The organism is Halorhodospira halophila, from assembly GCF_016653405.1.
Classification (GTDB): Bacteria; Pseudomonadota; Gammaproteobacteria; order Nitrococcales; family Halorhodospiraceae; genus Halorhodospira; species Halorhodospira halophila_A.
The window spans coordinates 1-17,124 of the sequence record NZ_NHSN01000024.1; the positions used below are offsets into that span (position 1 = coordinate 1).

At 70.7% G+C, this 17,124-nt stretch carries 12 protein-coding genes; 3 read left to right on the forward strand and 9 right to left on the reverse strand.

The window, feature by feature from the left end:
* From CCR79_RS09175 to CCR79_RS09215, 9 genes are all read right to left on the reverse strand, one after another.
* A partial coding sequence (locus CCR79_RS09175; protein ID WP_201171269.1) for a hypothetical protein occupies window positions 1–317 on the reverse strand: 317 nt, incomplete at its 3' end.
* A 22-nt stretch (window positions 318–339) separates the two neighbouring features.
* A complete protein-coding gene (locus CCR79_RS09180; protein ID WP_201171272.1) occupies window positions 340–1,161 on the reverse strand; it encodes a TlpA disulfide reductase family protein in 822 nt (273 codons plus the stop codon).
* Window positions 1,158–1,748 (reverse strand): gamma-glutamylcyclotransferase, encoded by a 591-nt coding sequence (locus tag CCR79_RS09185; RefSeq protein ID WP_201171275.1) that lies wholly within the window; start codon window positions 1,746–1,748, stop codon window positions 1,158–1,160. The genes CCR79_RS09180 and CCR79_RS09185 overlap by 4 nt, the downstream gene beginning before the upstream one ends.
* Before the next feature lie 52 nt (window positions 1,749–1,800).
* A complete protein-coding gene (locus CCR79_RS09190) occupies window positions 1,801–3,774 on the reverse strand; it encodes a putative bifunctional diguanylate cyclase/phosphodiesterase (protein ID WP_201171278.1) in 1,974 nt (657 codons plus the stop codon).
* A 176-nt stretch (window positions 3,775–3,950) separates the two neighbouring features.
* Complete coding sequence (locus CCR79_RS09195; protein ID WP_201171280.1) at window positions 3,951–4,682, reverse strand: sulfite exporter TauE/SafE family protein; 732 nt, start codon at window positions 4,680–4,682, stop codon at window positions 3,951–3,953.
* 75 nt (window positions 4,683–4,757) lie between these two features.
* Window positions 4,758–6,191 (reverse strand): coniferyl aldehyde dehydrogenase, encoded by a 1,434-nt coding sequence (locus CCR79_RS09200; RefSeq protein WP_242510888.1) that lies wholly within the window; start codon window positions 6,189–6,191, stop codon window positions 4,758–4,760.
* 48 nt (window positions 6,192–6,239) lie between these two features.
* The gene (locus CCR79_RS09205) at window positions 6,240–8,663 is read right to left on the reverse strand and encodes a DEAD/DEAH box helicase (protein WP_201171282.1); all 2,424 of its coding nucleotides are present in this window, start codon (window positions 8,661–8,663) and stop codon (window positions 6,240–6,242) included.
* A 73-nt stretch (window positions 8,664–8,736) separates the two neighbouring features.
* Window positions 8,737–10,824, reverse strand: a complete 2,088-nt coding sequence (locus CCR79_RS13900; RefSeq protein ID WP_201171286.1) for a UvrD-helicase domain-containing protein — start codon at window positions 10,822–10,824, stop codon at window positions 8,737–8,739.
* Window positions 10,825–10,827: 3 nt separating this feature from the next.
* Window positions 10,828–11,409: a DUF1439 domain-containing protein gene (locus CCR79_RS09215; protein ID WP_201171289.1), complete on the reverse strand. Its 582-nt coding sequence runs from the start codon at window positions 11,407–11,409 to the stop codon at window positions 10,828–10,830.
* Window positions 11,410–11,800: 391 nt separating this feature from the next.
* Between CCR79_RS09215 and CCR79_RS09220 the strand changes: the two genes are divergently transcribed.
* The 3 genes from CCR79_RS09220 to CCR79_RS09230 are packed head-to-tail and all read left to right on the forward strand — an operon-like array spanning window position 11,801 to window position 17,117.
* Complete coding sequence (locus tag CCR79_RS09220; RefSeq protein ID WP_201171292.1) at window positions 11,801–13,072, forward strand: metallophosphoesterase; 1,272 nt, start codon at window positions 11,801–11,803, stop codon at window positions 13,070–13,072.
* Complete coding sequence (locus CCR79_RS09225; RefSeq protein ID WP_201171295.1) at window positions 13,069–16,605, forward strand: ATP-binding protein; 3,537 nt, start codon at window positions 13,069–13,071, stop codon at window positions 16,603–16,605. The genes CCR79_RS09220 and CCR79_RS09225 overlap by 4 nt, the downstream gene beginning before the upstream one ends.
* Complete coding sequence (locus tag CCR79_RS09230; protein ID WP_201171298.1) at window positions 16,602–17,117, forward strand: SprT-like domain-containing protein; 516 nt, start codon at window positions 16,602–16,604, stop codon at window positions 17,115–17,117. The genes CCR79_RS09225 and CCR79_RS09230 overlap by 4 nt, the downstream gene beginning before the upstream one ends.
* Window positions 17,118–17,124: the final 7 nt, after the last annotated feature.

Consider the following 17,124-nt stretch of genomic DNA (forward strand, 5'->3'; position numbering starts at 1 on the left):
CCGTGGGGGATCGTTTCCGTCTCGGTGCGGCATTGATCGAGGTATCGCAGCCGCTGCTGCCCGTAGGCCGTCTCCAGCCCAACCACGCGCTCGACCTCGACCAGCCCGGGCGCGCACACTGCACCACCAAGCTGCTCGGCCACCGCCTGATCACCGGGGCGCTGACCACCGGCTCGCGACGCCGAGCGCCGCTGTCGCGTTTGGACACGCGCCAGGCGCTCGCGCACCCCCGGTGTCGCCGGCTGCTCCGGCGACACCGCCGCCGGACGCCCGCCGGCCTGGGCCCGGAGCCGGTCGATCCGCTTGGACAGGCTCACTGCTTCGCTTCCCTCCCTCGAGTCAACGCAGGCGCTCCAGCCCCCGTTCCAGCGAGGCGCTCGATACCTGGCCGGTGTGGGAGTCGACCAACTGGCCGTGTTCATCGTAGAAGAAGGTGGCGGGCAGACCGCGGGTGCCGGTGGCATCACTCCAGCGCTGGTGCGGATCCATCAGGATGTTCTCCAGCGATGGCGCATGCTCTTCCAGGTAGCCCTGCACCTGACCGGCATCCTCGCCCTGGTTGACGAAGACGAACTTGACGCCATCCTCGCGTTCCTGCGCCTGCTCGAAGACTGGCTTCTCCTGCTGGCAGGCCGGGCACCACGTCGCCCATAGATTGACCACCACGGGCTGGCCGGTCTCATCGATCAGGCTGGGCAGATCCGTGCGCTCGCCCTCCAGGGTGCTCACCGCTACCTCCGGCGCCGATCGGGATTGCTGATCGATCACCAGCAGCGGGCCCGCGGTCACTCCCCAGACGATGCCGCCGGCGACCACCGCCGTCGTCAGGGCCCGGCGCTGCTGGGGAACCCGCCAGAAACGCCAGACCAGGTAGGCCAGACCGGCGACAACACCACCGAGGGGATCGAAGCCGCCGTCGCGGATATCCACCACCCCCCAGAGGCTGTCGAAGCTCTCCCAGTAGTGGACGACGAACAGCAGCCGCGCCCCCACCAGCCCAACCAGGACCAAGCTGAACAGGCTGTCGCTGACCCGCACACCGCTGCGCCGAGCGGCCAGGCCACCGGCGACCAGGGCGACGGCCAAGGCCAGAACAAGCAGGATCTGTCCGATGGAGAGCACAAGGGGGCCCAGCGCCACCGTCTGATTCAGGACACTCATGGGCGGACGACTCCGGTTGAATGGGGAAAAAACTCCTCGATGGCCTCCTCCAGGGCGAACACGTGCCGATCCTCCTCGCCCAGGGCGCGCAGGGCCCGCGCCAGCTCGATCAGGTAGTCGCTGTTGGGACCGCTCGGACCGCTGCAGCTGGCAATCTGCCGGGCCATCTCCGGAATCGGCGCAGGCCCGAGGAACGCCGGGTTATCCGCGGTAGCGATGTAGACCAGCCCCCGACCCTCGCCGCCATCTAGAAACCGCAGCGGCGTGGTCAAGCGGAGATAGCCGTTCTTCTCACGCAGATCCAGCGGTCCCAGGGCCTCGGGCGGGATCCGGTAGGCCATGCCGACACAGCGCACCCCCGGGGCTTCGATCAGGGTGGCCACCCGCCCGGGCGCCTCCGGCGTACCCCGGTGATCGTGGGAGCCCTGCCAGAAACGGCGCTTCCAGCCGTGGATAGCAGCCGGGCGGCACTCGAAGTACGGGAAATCGGCCTTGTAGATCAGGGAACCGTATCCGAACAGCCAATGGTGGCCCTGATCGGGGAGTGGCTGGTGCTGCCGGTTGATCGCCCTAGTATCCGCAACCATGCCGTCGAGGATACCAGACCTTCGCCGCCGCACTCTGCCCGCCTCGGGCGATCTACCCCGCGCCGAAGAGCCGGGGAGTGACCTGTGCGGCCGGCTCCGGGCGCGCGAAGAAGAACCCCTGGCCCAGCGGGCAACCTTCATGCAGCAGGATATCGCGCTGCTCACGGGTCTCGATGCCCTCGGCGAGCACCGAGAACCCCAGGCTAACGCCGAGATCGATGATTGCCCGGTTGATCTTGATCTGGGTCGCATCCGACGGCAGGCCCCGCACGAAGGAGCGATCGATCTTGAGCTGGTCGATGGGCAGACCGCGCAGGTAGCTCAACGACGAGTACCCCGTACCAAAATCATCCAGGGCGATCAGCACGCCCCGGGCGCGCAGGGCCTCGAGCTGGGCCACCACCGTGCGATCCTGCTCCATCAGGACGCTCTCGGTGATCTCCAGCGCCAGCGCCTCGGGCGGGACACCGGCGTGCGCCAGGGCATGCTCCACATCGTCGACCAGGCCGCCGCCGACGAGCTGCGGTGCCGAGACGTTCACGCCGACGCGGCCGAACGCCAACCCGGCATCCCGCCAGGCCCGCGCCTGCTCGCAAGCCTGGCGCAGCACCCAGCGGCCCAGCTCGCCAATAAGCCCCACCCGCTCGGCAACCGGCACAAACTGCGCCGGAGAGACCCAACCGCGCTCCGGATGCTCCCAGCGCAGCAGCGCCTCGGCCCCGACCCAGCGGCCACTGCTCAGCTCCGTCTGCAGCTGGAAGTGCAGCGCCAGCGCATTCGACTCCATGGCCTGCCGCAACTGCGAGCCGAGCTCCAGGCGCTCGCGGGCCTCGGTCGTCAGCTCCTCGCTGAAGAAGCGCAGACTGACGCCCTCCTGACGGGCCTGGTACATGGCGGCATCGGCCTGCTGCACGAGCTGCGCCGCGGAAGCGGCCGGCTCCGGATAGCTGCTGACCCCCACGCGCAGGTGGATGGGCACCTCCTGGCCCTGCACCTCGAACGGCGCCCCGGTCACCTCGAGGAAGCGACGGGCCAGCTCGGTGGCGTCACCGGCGGTCCGCAACCGGGGGAGAACGACGGCAAACTCGTCCCCGCCGAGCCGCGAGACCTGCACCGGGCCGCACAGTTGCGAGGGCACATGGACCTCGCTAAGCCGCTGACCCAACCGTTTGAGCACGTCATCACCGGCCTGGTGGCCATAGCTGTCGTTGATCGTCCGGAAGTCGTTGACATCGATGACCACCAGCCCCAGGGGCGCCCAGGGCGGAAGCGCCTCCAGAGTGCGGGCCAGGCGATCCTGGAAGAGCATACGGAGCGATTCGCGGTTGGTGACGTCGTGGAGGTTGATCACCCACGCGCTCCTGCCTTCCCAACCGATGGGCTGGGCGCCCATCTCCACCGTCCGTAAGCCACCCCCGGGGGCAAACAGCTCGACCTGCTGCGGCGCCCCCTGGGGAATCGCCTGGCCGAACCAAGCCCCGACCAGCGCCTGCGGATCCTGCCCGAGAAACCGCCCCGCAGCCGCGTTGGCATAGAGGATGCGACCCTCCGTATCGACGATCACGATCCCCTCTGCGGTGCTGGCCAACAACTGGTGGTACTGCCAGTCGCGCTCGTGCAGGGCCTCGCGGACCGCCTCGCGCTCCGTCACATCCTCCAGGATGTGCAGCGAGTAGGCGTAGCGACCCGCCTCGTCCACCACCGGGTAGGCCCGCGACTGCAGGATCTCGCCCGCGTCCAGGACAAGGTCACAGCACGGCTCCTGCGGGGCGACATCAGCGGAACGCGCAGCTGCGAAGGCCCGCATCCCCGCGGCACAGCGGGGTAGCGGCCCCTCGCGCACGGGGAACACCTCCCAGTAGCAGCGTCCCAGCGCCTCATCGGCCCGGCAGCCGGCCCGCTCCAGATAGGCGGCATTGGCGCCGAGGATGCGGTACTCGTGGTCGTGGACAAAGGCCGCATGGGCAATCGCCTCAATCGGGACCGGCCAGCCCGCCACTCCCTGCTGTCGCTTATCGCGCCCCATCACCTCCACCAGAGGGTCGCCGTCGCCCGACCGGCCGGCACCGGGAGGACAGCCCGCCGCCATCGAACCGGTTCAAGGATAGCCGCGCGGTGTGCAGCAGCACGCCCTTCAGGGCGAACACCCCCGCAGCCGCAAGCACCACACCCCACGCCATCGCGTCCATTCCGCCCTCGCACTCAACCCAGCGCGCGTACACCGTCGACAATCACCGCGACAGCCGACAGCGTACACAGAATCAGGAGAATCGGTCGAATCCGGCCGGCATCCACCCAGTGGAGGATCGACCCAGAGATCCACAGCCCCAGCAACGCCGCCGGCGTAACAGCCAGGGAGAGCATGAGTTCGTCGTGGCCGAAATACCCCAGCAGGACCATCCCCAGCAACGAGACCACCGAGCCGACCAGGAAATACCCCCCCAAATTGGCCCGGATATGCGGTCCCCGGGCGTGCTGATAGAGCAGTGCCATCGGCGGACCGCCCACCGAGGTCGCCGTACCCATGAAACCGGAGAGGAACCCGGCCCCCAGAAGCCGGTTGCGGGTCGGGCGGATATCCCCGGGGAGCAGGCTGACCACCACACCCAACAACACCGCCACCCCGAGAACCAGCGACAGCATCCACTGCGATGCCACCGCAAGCAGCCCAAAGGCCGCCACCATCCCCGGCATGCGTCCGATCACCGCGGCCCCGAGTTCGCCGATGGCCAGCCCCGCCCGATTGCGCCAAAGGATGATCGCCGAGATGACCATGGCCACGAAGAGCACCGGCCCAGGGATGAAGGCCGGGTCGATGAGAAACAGCAGCGGGGCAGCGAAGATCGCCAGCCCGAAGCCCAAGGCCCCCTGGAGCAGACTGCCAATGGCCACCAGCAGGGAAGCGAGCGCGAGTTCGAGGGGAGGCAGGGGCAAGAACGGACTCCGGCGGCTTCGTGAAGGCGGAAGTCTATCACCCCGCCACGCGGGGACGCCGGACGCCGCCGGGGGTCAGCGCACCATCAGCCGCCGGACCCAGCGGTGAATCCTGCGCCCGTAGGGCGGCTCGACCAGGCGCGCGCTGTTCCACCGCCCCTTGCGCAGGACCGCTTTCTCGTTCGAGAACGTCCGGAAGCCTTCGAAGCCGTGATAACGCCCCATCCCCGACGCCCCCACACCGCCGAAGGGCAGGTTGTCCTGGGCTACATGGAGCACGGTGTCGTTGATACACACCCCACCGGAGTGGCTACGATCGAGCACCTGTTGCTGACGGCGGCGATCGTGCCCGAAGTAGTAGAGCGCCAGCGGGCGCGGTCGCGCGCGGATGTAGGCCAGCGCCTGTTCCAGGTCCGCCACGGTGACCACGGGCAGCACCGGACCGAAGATCTCCTCCTCCAGCACCCGCGCGGAAGCCGGGGCATCCAGCACCAGCCAGGGAGGCATACGACCCGACTCTGGGGCGTTTTTGACCGCCTCGGCCATGGACACCAGCTCCGCACCCTGCTCCCGGGCATCGGTGAGCAGCGCCTCCAGACGCTCGCGGTGCTGACGGGTGATCACAGCGGCGTAGTCGGGATTGTGCAACGGATCGGGATAGAGGCGCGTAGCCGCCCGGCGCAACGCGTCCACCAGGGCGTCACGCCGATCCGGCGTGCACAGCACATAGTCCGGTGCAATGCAGGTCTGGCCCGCATTGAGCAGCTTGCCGTAGGCGATCCGCCCGGCCGCCGTATCGAGATCGGCGTCCCCATCGACGACCGCCGGCGACTTGCCCCCCAACTCCAGGGTCACCGGGGTGAGGTGGGCCGCCGCGGCGGCCATCACCTGGCGTCCCACGGCGGTGGAGCCAGTAAAGAGCAGATGATCGAAAGGCAGCGCCGCGAACGCCCGGCTCACCGACTCACCACCCTCAACCACGGCCACCTCCTCGGCGGAGAAGGCCTGACGAATCACGCTGCCGAGCACCGCGTTGGTCGCCGGCGTCAGCTCGGAGAGCTTGAGCAGCACCCGATTACCCGCCGCCAGCGCCCCGGTCAGCGGGCTCAGGGCCAGGTAGACCGGGTAGTTCCACGGCACCATGATGCCCACCACACCCAAGGGCTGGTCGTGCACCCAGGCCGAGGCCGGCTGCATGAGCGGGTGGGGCCAGCGCCGGCGGGGACGCATCCAGCGGCGCAGGTGGCGCTGCGCGTGGCGGATCCCGGTCAGCGCCGGCAGCAGGTCCACGGTGGTCGACTCCTCCACCGAGCGCCCCCCGAAGTCCTCGTCCAGCGCCGCCGTCAACGCCTCCCGATGGTCGAGCACCGCCCGCCGCAGCCGATCCAGTCGCCCCCGGCGCACCGCCAGACTAGGGGCCGGATCCGCGGCGAAGGCCTGGCGCTGGCGATCCAGCAACGTCTGCAACTCCGCGGCTTGATACTCCGGCATGGGGGTGTGTTCGCCCATCCTGTCTCCGCCTCTTCTCCGTTCAGCGGCGCTAAGAATCGTTCGTGCTCATTGCAGGGCCCCGCTTGCATCCGGGTCCGCGGCCGGGCCGCTGCCCATCAGCAGCTCCAGCACCGTCAGCGCCGCAGCCCGCGGCGACTGCCCGCGGGTCTCCTCTGAGGCCAGCACCGGCCCCACACAGGCCGGACAGCCGTGGGTGCAAGCGCACCCCTGGACCAGGTCGTGGGCATCGGCCACCACGGCGGCCCGCTGGTCGAACAGCGGCGCCGAGAGCCCCACACCCCCCGGGTAGTTGTCGTAGAGAAAGACCGCCGGCTGGAACCGCTCGGCCTCCTCAACCCCGCGCACCTCGCCGCTGGCATCCCGGAGCTGGCCGCGCCCGCGTGGACCGGTGACGGCGAACCACTCGGCGTCCCCATCGCCCACGGCACGGCCCAGATCACCGGGCTCGGACATCAGGCGCAGCGCCGCCACGTGGTGCAGGGCGTAGGCCGCGCCGAGGAACCCATCCAGCGCGCGGTGGCGCGTCTGGAAGGCCCGCTCCAGCGCACCCGGCTCGATGGTCCACCAGGCCGCCGTGGTGTGCATCTCCTGATCGGGGAGTTCGATCTCCCCGAAGCCGATGTTCTCGTGGGTGTAATAGCGAATCTTCTTGTAACCGGCGATGCGCCGGACCAGGTGCACCTCACCGTGGGCGGCCTCGGCATCGCCACCGCGCTGGCCCTCGAAACGCTCGAGGATCTTGAGCCGGCTGTAGTCGATGGCATCGGTGTAGTAATCGGCCCGCGTCTCCCGGACGTAGGCCTTGCGGCCGTCCCAGTCGAGACGCTCCACCTGGTAGGGGCGCGCCTGGATCATATAGATGGCGCCCTCGTAGAGCGTCATCGGTGCGGCGGTGTAGTCCACCTCGGCGATCACCCGCTGGGCGCCGTCGGTGGTGTCGATGACCACGAAATTGCCGTCGGCCACCGAGCGCAGGCTGACCTCGCTGGCCGGGTAGCTGTCCGCCACCCAGTGCCAACGCTCACCCTCGCGGTGGAGCACCCCCTGCTCGACCAGGTAATCGAGCAGTTCCTCCAGATCCTCGCCGCCGAAGGTCTCACCGCGGCGAAAGGGGAGCTCGAAGGCGGCGCAGCGCACGTGATCGAGCAGGATCAGCAGCTGGTCCGGGTCGATGCGCGCGTGCTCCGGCGAGGCACCCAGGAAGAAGTCCGGGTTGCGGACCATGTACTGATCCAGCGGCTCGCTGGTGGCCACGACGATGCCCAGCGCGGTGCGGTTGCGCCGCCCGGCCCGGCCGAGCCGCTGCCAGGTGCCGGCGATGGTCCCTGGGTAGCCGTTGAGCACCGCCACGTCGAGGCTGCCGATATCCACCCCGAGCTCCAGCGCCGAAGTGGCCACCACGCACTCAATATCACCGGCGCGCAGGGCCTGCTCGGTCTGCCGGCGCTCGGTGGGCAGGTAACCGCCTCGGTAGGCGGCCACCCGCGGTGGCCGGCGCGGGTCCTTGTCGAAGACGTCCTTCAGATACTTGGTCAGCACCTCGACCATCAGCCGGCTGCGGGCAAAGAGGATGCTCTTCAGGCCACTGCGCACGGCCAGACGCGCGATGCGGGTGGTCTGCGAGCGCGCCGAGGCACGGATCCCCAGATCGGGGTCGATCACCGGTGGGTTCCACAGCAGCAGCCGCTTCTCTCCGGCCGGGGCGCCGCTTTCGGTGATGGCCTCGACGCCTGACTCACCGATCAACCGCCCGGCCAGCTCGCCCGGGTTGGCGATGGTCGCCGAGGTGAAGATGAAGACCGGATCAGCCCCGTAGAAACGGCAGATGCGCCGCAACCGCCGGAACAGATTGGCCACGTGGGACCCGAACACTCCCCGATAGGTGTGCACTTCGTCCACCACCACGTAGCGCAGCTGCTCGAACAGCTGCGCCCACTTGGTGTGGTGGGGCAGCACTCCCTGGTGGAGCATATCCGGATTGGAGACGACGATATCGCCCTTGGTCCGCACCGCCTTGCGGGCATCCCCCGGAGTGTCGCCGTCGAAGGTAAAGGCGCGCAGCCCCAGCCCGCCGGCCTGATTGAGCTCGTGCAACTCGGCCACCTGATCCTGGGCCAGCGCCTTGGTGGGAAAGAGGTAGAGGGCCTTGCCACCGCCGGTCAGCGCCTCGTGGAGGACCGGCAGGTTGTAGCAGAGCGTCTTGCCCGAGGCGGTCGGGGTGACCACCACCGTATGCCGCCCGACGCGGATCCGCTCCCACGCCTGGCGCTGATGGCTGTAGAGCTGCTCGATACCGCGCTGGCGCAGCGCTGTGGCCAGGGCCGTGGCCAGCTCCTTGGGCAGCGCCGCGGTGCGCGCCGGACGGGTAGGCAGCAACAGCTCGCCAGCGATGCGCTCGTGGTATCGGCGCTGCAGCCGCTCGGCCAGCCCGCGGACCGGATCCTGCTCACCCTCTGTGCGCTTGGCCAACGTCTCTCCCCCACAACGGCTCACCCCCGGCGCGCTCCGAGCCTAAGCACTGCACCCGGCGGCGTAAACGGATTCAGCCGAGGACCACCTCGTGCGCTTGCAAGGCCGCCAGATAATCGCCAACGACCTGCGTACGCAGCCGCTTATCAGGCACCTCTCCTCGATCCAGGGCCGCCCCGGCAGCGATGGAGCGCTCCGGCTGCGCCTCGGCGAGAAAGCGCGAGGCCACCGCCCGGCTCGGATCGAACTGCTCCGCCCGCCCACGCTGCAGCGCCCGCTCCAGGCGTGGATCCTGGGGATGCACCAGGTAAAGGCGCTGCTGAGCCCGGGTCACCGCCACATAGAACAGCCGCCGCTCGGCCTCCAGATCCGCCGCCGTGGCCTCACCGGCGCCGTAGGGAAAGGTCCCCTCCGCCAGCCCGGGGACGATCACCACGGGCCACTCCAGCCCCTTGGCCCGGTGAATGGAGGTCACCCGCACGGCCTGCTCGGGGGGCGCGTCCTGCCACTGCGCCGAGCGGGCGATGAGCTCGTCGCAGCGCTCCAGGAACTCGGTCAGTCCCCAACCGCCACTGGCGGCGAAACGGCGCAGGGCGTCGACCATCATGGTGCGGTCGGTGGCCGTCTCGGCGCTGGGCGAACCACTGGCGATGGCCTCATAGAGCGACAGCTCGGTGACGATCTCATCGAGGACATCGGCCACCGGATCGTCGCGCCGGAATGCCCCCAGGGCTTCCAGAGAGGCCATCCGCTGGCGCAGCCGCCGCCCCTTCCAGCGGGGCAGATCCCCGGCGGCAAGTGAGAGGCTGCGGGTCAGCGGCAGGCGGGCATCGGCATAACCGTGCGCGACCGTCTGCGCCTCCGGCCGGCGCAGACCGGCCACCGGCAGCATCAGCATCTCGGTCAGCAGCTCCCGCGGGCCGGCACCATCGGGCAGCGGCTCGCGCAGCATTCCGGCGGCATACCGCAGGTAACCGAGGAGCGCCCGGATCTCGCGACGCTGGAAGAGCCCGGCGCGCCCCTCCAGACGCAGCGGCACGCCGGCCTCCAGCAGCTCCAGCTCCAGCGGCGCGGCCAGGCTATAGAGCCGGACCAGAACCGCCACCTCACTCAGGCTCCCCCCGGCGGCCCGATGCTCGGCGAGGATGCGCCGGTAGAGCTCCGGGTCACTGTCGACGCACCGGCGCACCTCGGTGGCCGGATTATCGGGCGCCGCCAGGCAGAGCTTGCCGTCCCGCTGTCGGTTGCGCACCACCGAGTGGTTGCCCAGCAACGCCACGGTGTGGCCGAAACGGAAGGTGTGCGGCAGGGTGTAGCTGGCGGCACCGGGGAAGTCCTCGTCGAAACGGCGCACGATGTACTCCGGCCGCGCCCCGCGCCACTGGTAGACGCACTGATCCGGGTCACCGACGACCATCACCGCAGCCCGCTCACCGGCGATGCAGCGGATCAGCTGCTGCTGCGCCTCGTTGACGTCCTGATACTCGTCGATGATGACGTGATCGAAATGATTCCGGAAGCGCCGGGCCAGGGCCTCGTCGGCCAACAGAGCCTGGACTGGCTCGTGGATCAAGTCATTGAGAAGGCGCAGCTGCTGGTCGTCGCGCAGGGCCTCGAAGCGCCGGTAGGCCTCGAGATAATGGCCCGGCAGCGACGTGCCCAGCAGGGCGGGGGCCTCGGCATGGATGACGGACGCCTCGCGGGTATCGGCCTTGACCACGTCGACGAAGGCCAGGAAGGCATCGACGGCATCGTCTTCCACCGCCTCCGCCTCGTCCCGATCCTCCAGCGCGGCCTCCAGCGCATTGCGCGCCAGCTTGCGGGCGACCCAGTCGGCACTCTCGAGCCGGCGCCGTGGCACCACCCCCTCGGCCTCGAGCCGCTGGAGCAGCCGGTAGCCCGCGCTATGGAAGGTCTGTACCGAGACCCGCGCCGGCGAGCCGGCCTCGCGGATGGCCACCGTCAAGCGACGCTCGAAGTCCTCCCGGGCCGAGCGGTTGAACATCAGGACCCGGATTCGTGCCGGGTCCGCGCCGCGGCGCAGCAACTCGATCACCCGGGCCACCAGGGTCGCCGTCTTGCCGGACCCGGCCGCAGCGCTCACCCGGGCGTGCCCACCCGGGTGCTCGATGACCTGCCTCTGTTCGGGGGTGAATGCCACGGTCTAGCGCGGCCTTAGCACAAGCCGCCCCGGCTCGACCCGCACCTCCGCCGGGACCCGACCCAGGACCCTCCCGGTGGCGCTGTCGCGCTCGATCTCGTAGACCGGGGTCCGCTCCAGGTGTTCGCCGACCAGGCCGACCACCGGATCGACGAGTTCCGTCACCTCGCCGTTGAACCAGCGCGACTCCACCCGGCTGGTCACCAGTTCCAGCTCCCGGACGTAGACCGCACCGGCCTCATGGTCATAATCCGGCAGGCCGCGCAGGCGCAGCGCCACGCCCGCGGACTCCTGCCCCATGAGCAGGTCCACGCCGGCACGCCCCAGGATATCGAGCTGGATTCGGTCCGGCGCCTCTTCCGGACCCAGGGTGACATCGGCGGTGCGCACCGAGAAGTCGAAGGCCGCTAGCGGGCTCTGCAGACGCACATCCCGCAGCGCTTCCAGCCGGGTATCGAGGTGGGCCTGGACCTCGTCCTGCTCCACCGAATAGCTAACCAGCTGCGCGCAACCGGACAGGACCGGGAGCGCCAACACGAAAAGCATGCGGCACAGCGCTCCGCTCAGGGATCGCCGACGGTTCACCAGAGCCACCTCCTTCTGCGCGGCGAGGGCCGGCGCTGGACGGCGCGAGGCACGTCCGGCACCACGGACGCACCTAGTATAAAGGCTTTCGGCCAGGAGGCGGGCCCCGCGGGCGGGTGGTCGTCCTTGACCACCTCGCCCCAGGCCCCTACATTCGGCGGGATTCACCGCGGATCTCCCTATCCGCCCCTATCGGGCTCTCACGCCGTTGCTCGGGGTGGCTCGGCAAGCTCCCTTTGCCGAATGCGGGGTTAACGATACCCGCCCCGCGATCCCCCGCGCATGCGACACCTCTGATGGATGCATCTTCCTGCATCCGTTTGTCGACAAGCGCTGCTTGCCGCTTGCGGGTGTTAGCATAAATCGGTTTCCACCACCTAATGGGAAAACCGTGCCCGCGCGCATTCTTGCCATCGGCGATCTGCACTTGGGGCGCCGCCCGAGCCGCATCCCCTCGACCATCGATCCGGCCGGCCGTCTGACCCCGGCGGCTGCCTGGGCCATGTGCGTGGAACGTGCCGTGCGGGACGGTGCCGACGCCGTCCTGCTGGCCGGAGACGTCGTTGAGGACAGCGACGACCTCTATGAGGCGTTCCCCGATCTGCGCAGCGGCGTGGAGCGCCTGGCTGCCCACGGCATCCCGGTCGCCGGCGTCTCCGGGAACCACGACGGCGACGTCCTGCCCCGCCTGGCCGAGAGCCTCCCGGCCTTTCAGCTGCTCGGTCACAACGGCACCTGGGAAACCGTCGAAATCGGCGGGGTGGAGATCCTCGGCTGGTCCTTCCCCGGCACCACCGCCCCCGACAGCCCCCTGGCGCACCCTGTCCCGCGGCGGACCGGCACCCGGCCACGCATCGGCCTGCTCCACTGCGACCGGGACCAGACCGGCAGCCGCTACGCGCCGGTGCGCTCGGCGGATCTGGAAGCCGCGGACACCGACGCCTGGCTGCTTGGCCACATCCACCGTCCGGACATGCTGAGCGGCCCCCGGCCCATCGGCTATCTAGGCAGCGTGCTCGGCCTCGACCCCGGCGAACCGGGCGCCCGCGGCCCCTGGTGGATCCAGGTCGACGGTCCCGGGCGCATCGAGGCCGAGCATGTCCCGCTGGCCCCGCTGCGCTGGGAGTCGCTGGCGGTCAGCGCCGACAGCATCGACCACGCCGATGAGCTCCACCCACGGGTGATGGCGGCGCTTGACGCCCTCCACCTGGAGCTGAGCCGCAACGGCGCCGAAGCCCAGGCGGTGGGTTGCCGGCTGCAGATCACCGGGCGCCCCGCACCCGGTGCCGGAATCGAGGCGCGCCTGCAGGAGACCGGTCTGGCCGAGCTCCACGAGGTGCGCGATGGGGTCCACTACTTTGTCGAGGCCGTGCGCATAGCCACGGAGCCAGCGCTCGACCTGGAACGCCTGGCACAGGGCAGCGATCCGGTTGGACTCCTGGCACGGCGCCTACTGATCCTGCGGCGCCAGCCGGGCGATGCCGAGCGTGCCGAACTGATCCGCCGCGCCCGGCCGGAACTCGAGGCGGTCGCCCGGCAGCGCACTTTCTGGGGGCTGGAGTCTCCCCGCCTGGACGAGGCGCGCATCGCCGAAGCCCTCGAACAGGCTGCCCGCCAGGCCCTGGAGCGCCTCCTGGCCCAGGACCGGGAGGCCGCATCGTGAGACTGCGCCGGCTGCGAATCCTGCGCCTGCCCGGCATCGATCCGGGCTTCACCGTCGAGGATACCGCCGACGGGCTGCAGCTGATCGTCGGCCCCAATGCCTCGGGCAAGAGCAGCCTGATCCGTGCCCTTCGCGCCCTGCTTGAGCCGGGGCGGCGCATGGCGGGCACGGTGCACCTGGAAGCCAACGTGGAAACGGCCGCCGGACCCATGCAGGTCACCCGGGTCGGCGACCGGGTCACCTGGTACCGCGACGGCGCCCCGGCCGATCCGCCGGCCCTGCCCCCGCCCCACCTGCTCGGTTGCTACGCCCTGCAGGTGGAAGGACTGACCGATCCGGGGGCCACCGACGCCGAAATCGGCCGAGAGCTGGTCCGCGAACTCGCCGGCGGGTATGACCTGGCGGCGCTGACCGCCCAGAACGGCCCGTTCCACCTCAAGCGCAACCACGGCGATGCCGAGGCCCGCGCCCTGGAACGGGCGCGCAAGGAGTGGCGGGAGCGGCGCCATGAACACGAGAACCTGATCGCCGACGAGCAGCGCCTGGCGGAGCTCGAGGCGGAGTACCGCGCCGCCGAGCAGGCCCGACACGAGGCCGAGCAGCTGCGCCAGGCCGGCGAACTGGCGGCGGCGCGGACCGAGCTGCGACGCATCGACGACCAGCTGGCGCACTTCCCCACCGGGATGGACCACCTGCACGGCGACGAACTCCAGCGCCTGGAGCAGGAAGAGGCGGCCCGGGACCGCATCCACACCGAGCAGGAGAAACTCGCCGAGGCGGAACAGGCCTGCGCCCGGCAGCTGGCCGATACCCGCCTGCCCGATGCCGCCCCCGACGCTGAGACCCTGCAGCGCCACCGGCAGCTGCTGCGCGAACTCAGCGAACGCGAGCGGGAGGGCCGCCAGGCCGAGGAGGATGCTGCCGCCGCCCGGCGGCGGCAGCAGGAGATCGCCGAGGCCCTCGGCGCCCCGGAACCCGCCGCCGTGCGCATCGACCCGGCGGCGCTGCGCACCCTGGAGGAGCAGCTGGAGCCGTACCAGCGCGCGGAGGCGGAGCTAACCGCCCTGGAACGGGAGCTGACCCGCCTCGCCGATCCGGACCATCCCCGCCTGCCCCGGGCCGAAACGGTGCGCGCCGGACGGCGCGAGCTGATCCACTGGCTCAGCGCCCGCCAGCCGACCCGCCCCGGCATCCTCGCCGGCACGGCCGGCGTGCTGGGCATGGGCGCCCCGCCGGCGCTGGTCGGCACCCTCTTCTGGCTCGAGCCGCAGTGGCAGTGGCATCCCGGTTGGGTGGCGGCCGCCGTCGGTACCACCGCAGCCCTGATCTACGCCGCCAGCGCGGTCCTGCGTGCGCCTCAGGCCGACGCGCTGCGCGATGCCGCCCGGCGACGCTACCCGACCGAGCTCCCCCAGCCCCGCGCCTGGGAACACGAGGCCGTCGGCTCCTGCCTGGAACAACTCGACGCCCTGCTCCACGCCGCGGAGCGGCGCGAACAGCACAACCAGCGCGCCGCCGAACAGCAACGGTGCAAGCGCGAGCTGCAAGGCCTGCGCGAGGATCTCTCGCGCCGCGCCCGCCAGCTCGGCGGCGACGGCAACCGGCTGGCAGCGAGCACCCTGCACTACCTGCAGAGCCTACGCGACTGGAACCAGGCCGCCGCCGACCGGGCCGAGGCCGAAGCCCGGCGCGAGGCGCGCCGCAACGAGGCCGAGCGCCTGCGCACCGAGATCGGCGACTTCCTGAAGACCTGGCAGTCCTTGCCTCCAGATGGCGGTGACGACGTCGAGGCCCTGATTGCCGCCGTCGACGCGCTGGCCAACCGGGCGCAGCAGCGCACCGAGGCGCTGCGCCAGCAGCAGGACCTGGAGCGCTGGCGGGCCGATCTGGCTCGACAGACCGAGGAGCGGCGCCAGGCCATCGAACAGCTCTTTGCCCGCGCCGGGATCACCGACCAGGATCGGGACACGCTGCACCGGCGACTGGAGCAGCGCCCGGAGTGGCAGCAGCTCCAGGAACAGCGCCGTCAGTGGCAGGCCGAAGAGCAGGCCGCCCGCCGCGCCCTGGCCGACGCCCCGGAGCTCCTCGAACGCGCCGGACAGGTCTCGGCCGAAACCCTGCACGCCGAGGCCGCCGATCGCCTGGCGCGGGCCGGCGACGCGCAGCAGATCAGCGAGACCATCGGCTCGATCCGCCAACGGATCCGTGACGTCCAGCAGACCCGCCCGCTGGAACAGGCCCGCGCCGAAATCCAGGCCGCCAGCGATGCGCTGGGTGAACGCCTGCAAGAGGCACTGCTCAGCCACGCCGGGCGCTGGCTGATGGACGATGTCCGCCAGGAGCACACCAGCGAACGCCGCCCCGAAGCACTTCGCCGGGCGGAGGCGTGGCTGCAGCGCTTCACCGACCACCAGTACACGTTGCGCTTTGTGCCCGATGCCGACGGCAACGGCCGTTTCCTGGCCCGGGATCAACACGCCGGCACCGACCGCAGCCTGGCCGAGCTGTCCACCGGCACACGCATGCAGCTGCTGCTGGCCGTGCGGGTCGCCTTCGCCCTGGAGGCCGAGCGCGGCCGCGAGCCGCTGCCGCTGTTCCTCGACGAGGCCCTGACCACCACCGACCACGACCGCTTCGCCGCCGTGGCCGGCGCCCTGACCACCCTGGCCGAGGAGGACGGGCGGCAGATCTTCTACCTCAGCGCCCAGACCACCGAGCCGCAGCTCTGGCGCCAGGCGGGCGTCGAGCCGCCGGTGATCGACCTGGCCGAGGTCCGCCGCCTGGCCCGCGGCAGCGCCTCCGCCGGGGATCTTTCCCTGCCGCAGCGCCACCCACTGCCGGCGCCGGAGGACCACACCGCGGCCAGCTACGGCGCCGCGCTGGAGGCCCCATGGATCGATCCCTGGCAGGGCACCGGGGCCATCCACCTCTTCCACGTCCTGCGCGACGATCTCGACCGGTTGCACCGGATCCTCGCCGCCGGCTTCGAGTACCTCGGCCCGCTGCGCGGCCTGCTCGACAGCGACGCGGCGCAAACGCTGTTCACCGCGCAGGAACGCGCCGAGCTGGCCGTACGGATCATCGTCGCCGAGGCGTGGCTGGAGGCCTACGCCATCGGTCGCGGCACTCCCATCGACCGGGCCAGCCTGGCCGCCGCGGCGCCCATCGCCGGCAGCAAGATGTGCGACGACGTGGCCGCACTGGCCGACGGCCACCAGGGCGACGCCGCCGCCATCCTCCAGGCGCTGGAGAACAAGGCCGTCCCCGGCTTCCTAACGCGCAAGATCGGCGAGCTGCGCGAATGGCTCGAACAACAGGGCTACCTCGACCCCCGCCCGCCGAGCCGCCGCGAGGATCGCCTGCAGCGGGCCCTGAGCGCCGCCGGCGGGGCGATCCACGAGGAGACCGTCACTGCCGCGCAGGTCCGTCGCTGGGTGGATCAGCTGGAGGCGGGGCTGGCCCCCTTGCAAGAGGAGCACCCCGATGGGAGCGCCGCGACCACCGAGCCGGGGACCGCGGAGGCCTCCTCGTGAACGCGCCGGGGTCGGTGGCCGAACGGGCCCGGGTGGTGGAACGGGAGACCGGGGCGTGGTGGGAGCGGTTCGGCGCCACCTACCCCGCGCTGCGCCAGGCCTCTACGCCACGGGTCGAGTGGCTGCGCCGCGGCTCGACTGCCGGCCGGGCCGACCTGCGCCGCTGGGTGGTGGCCTTCAATCGGCCCATGCTCCGGCGCGAGGACGGCTTTCGCATCATCCTGCCGGATACCGTGGTCCATGAGCTGGCCCACCTGGCCGCCTTCCACCTCTACGACAGCCGCGGCCACGACGCCGCCTGGCGCGGGATGATGGAGCGCATGGGCATCCCGCCACGGCGCACCCACGACCTCGACATCACCGGCCTGCCCGGGGTCCAGCGCCGCTGGCGCTACCGCTGCGGCTGCGGCGAGGTGCAGCTGAGCACCACCCGCCACAACCGCATTCTGCGCGGCACCCAGATCTACCGCTGCACCCGCTGTCACCGGCAGCTCGAACGCGCCGACGACTAGCCGGACC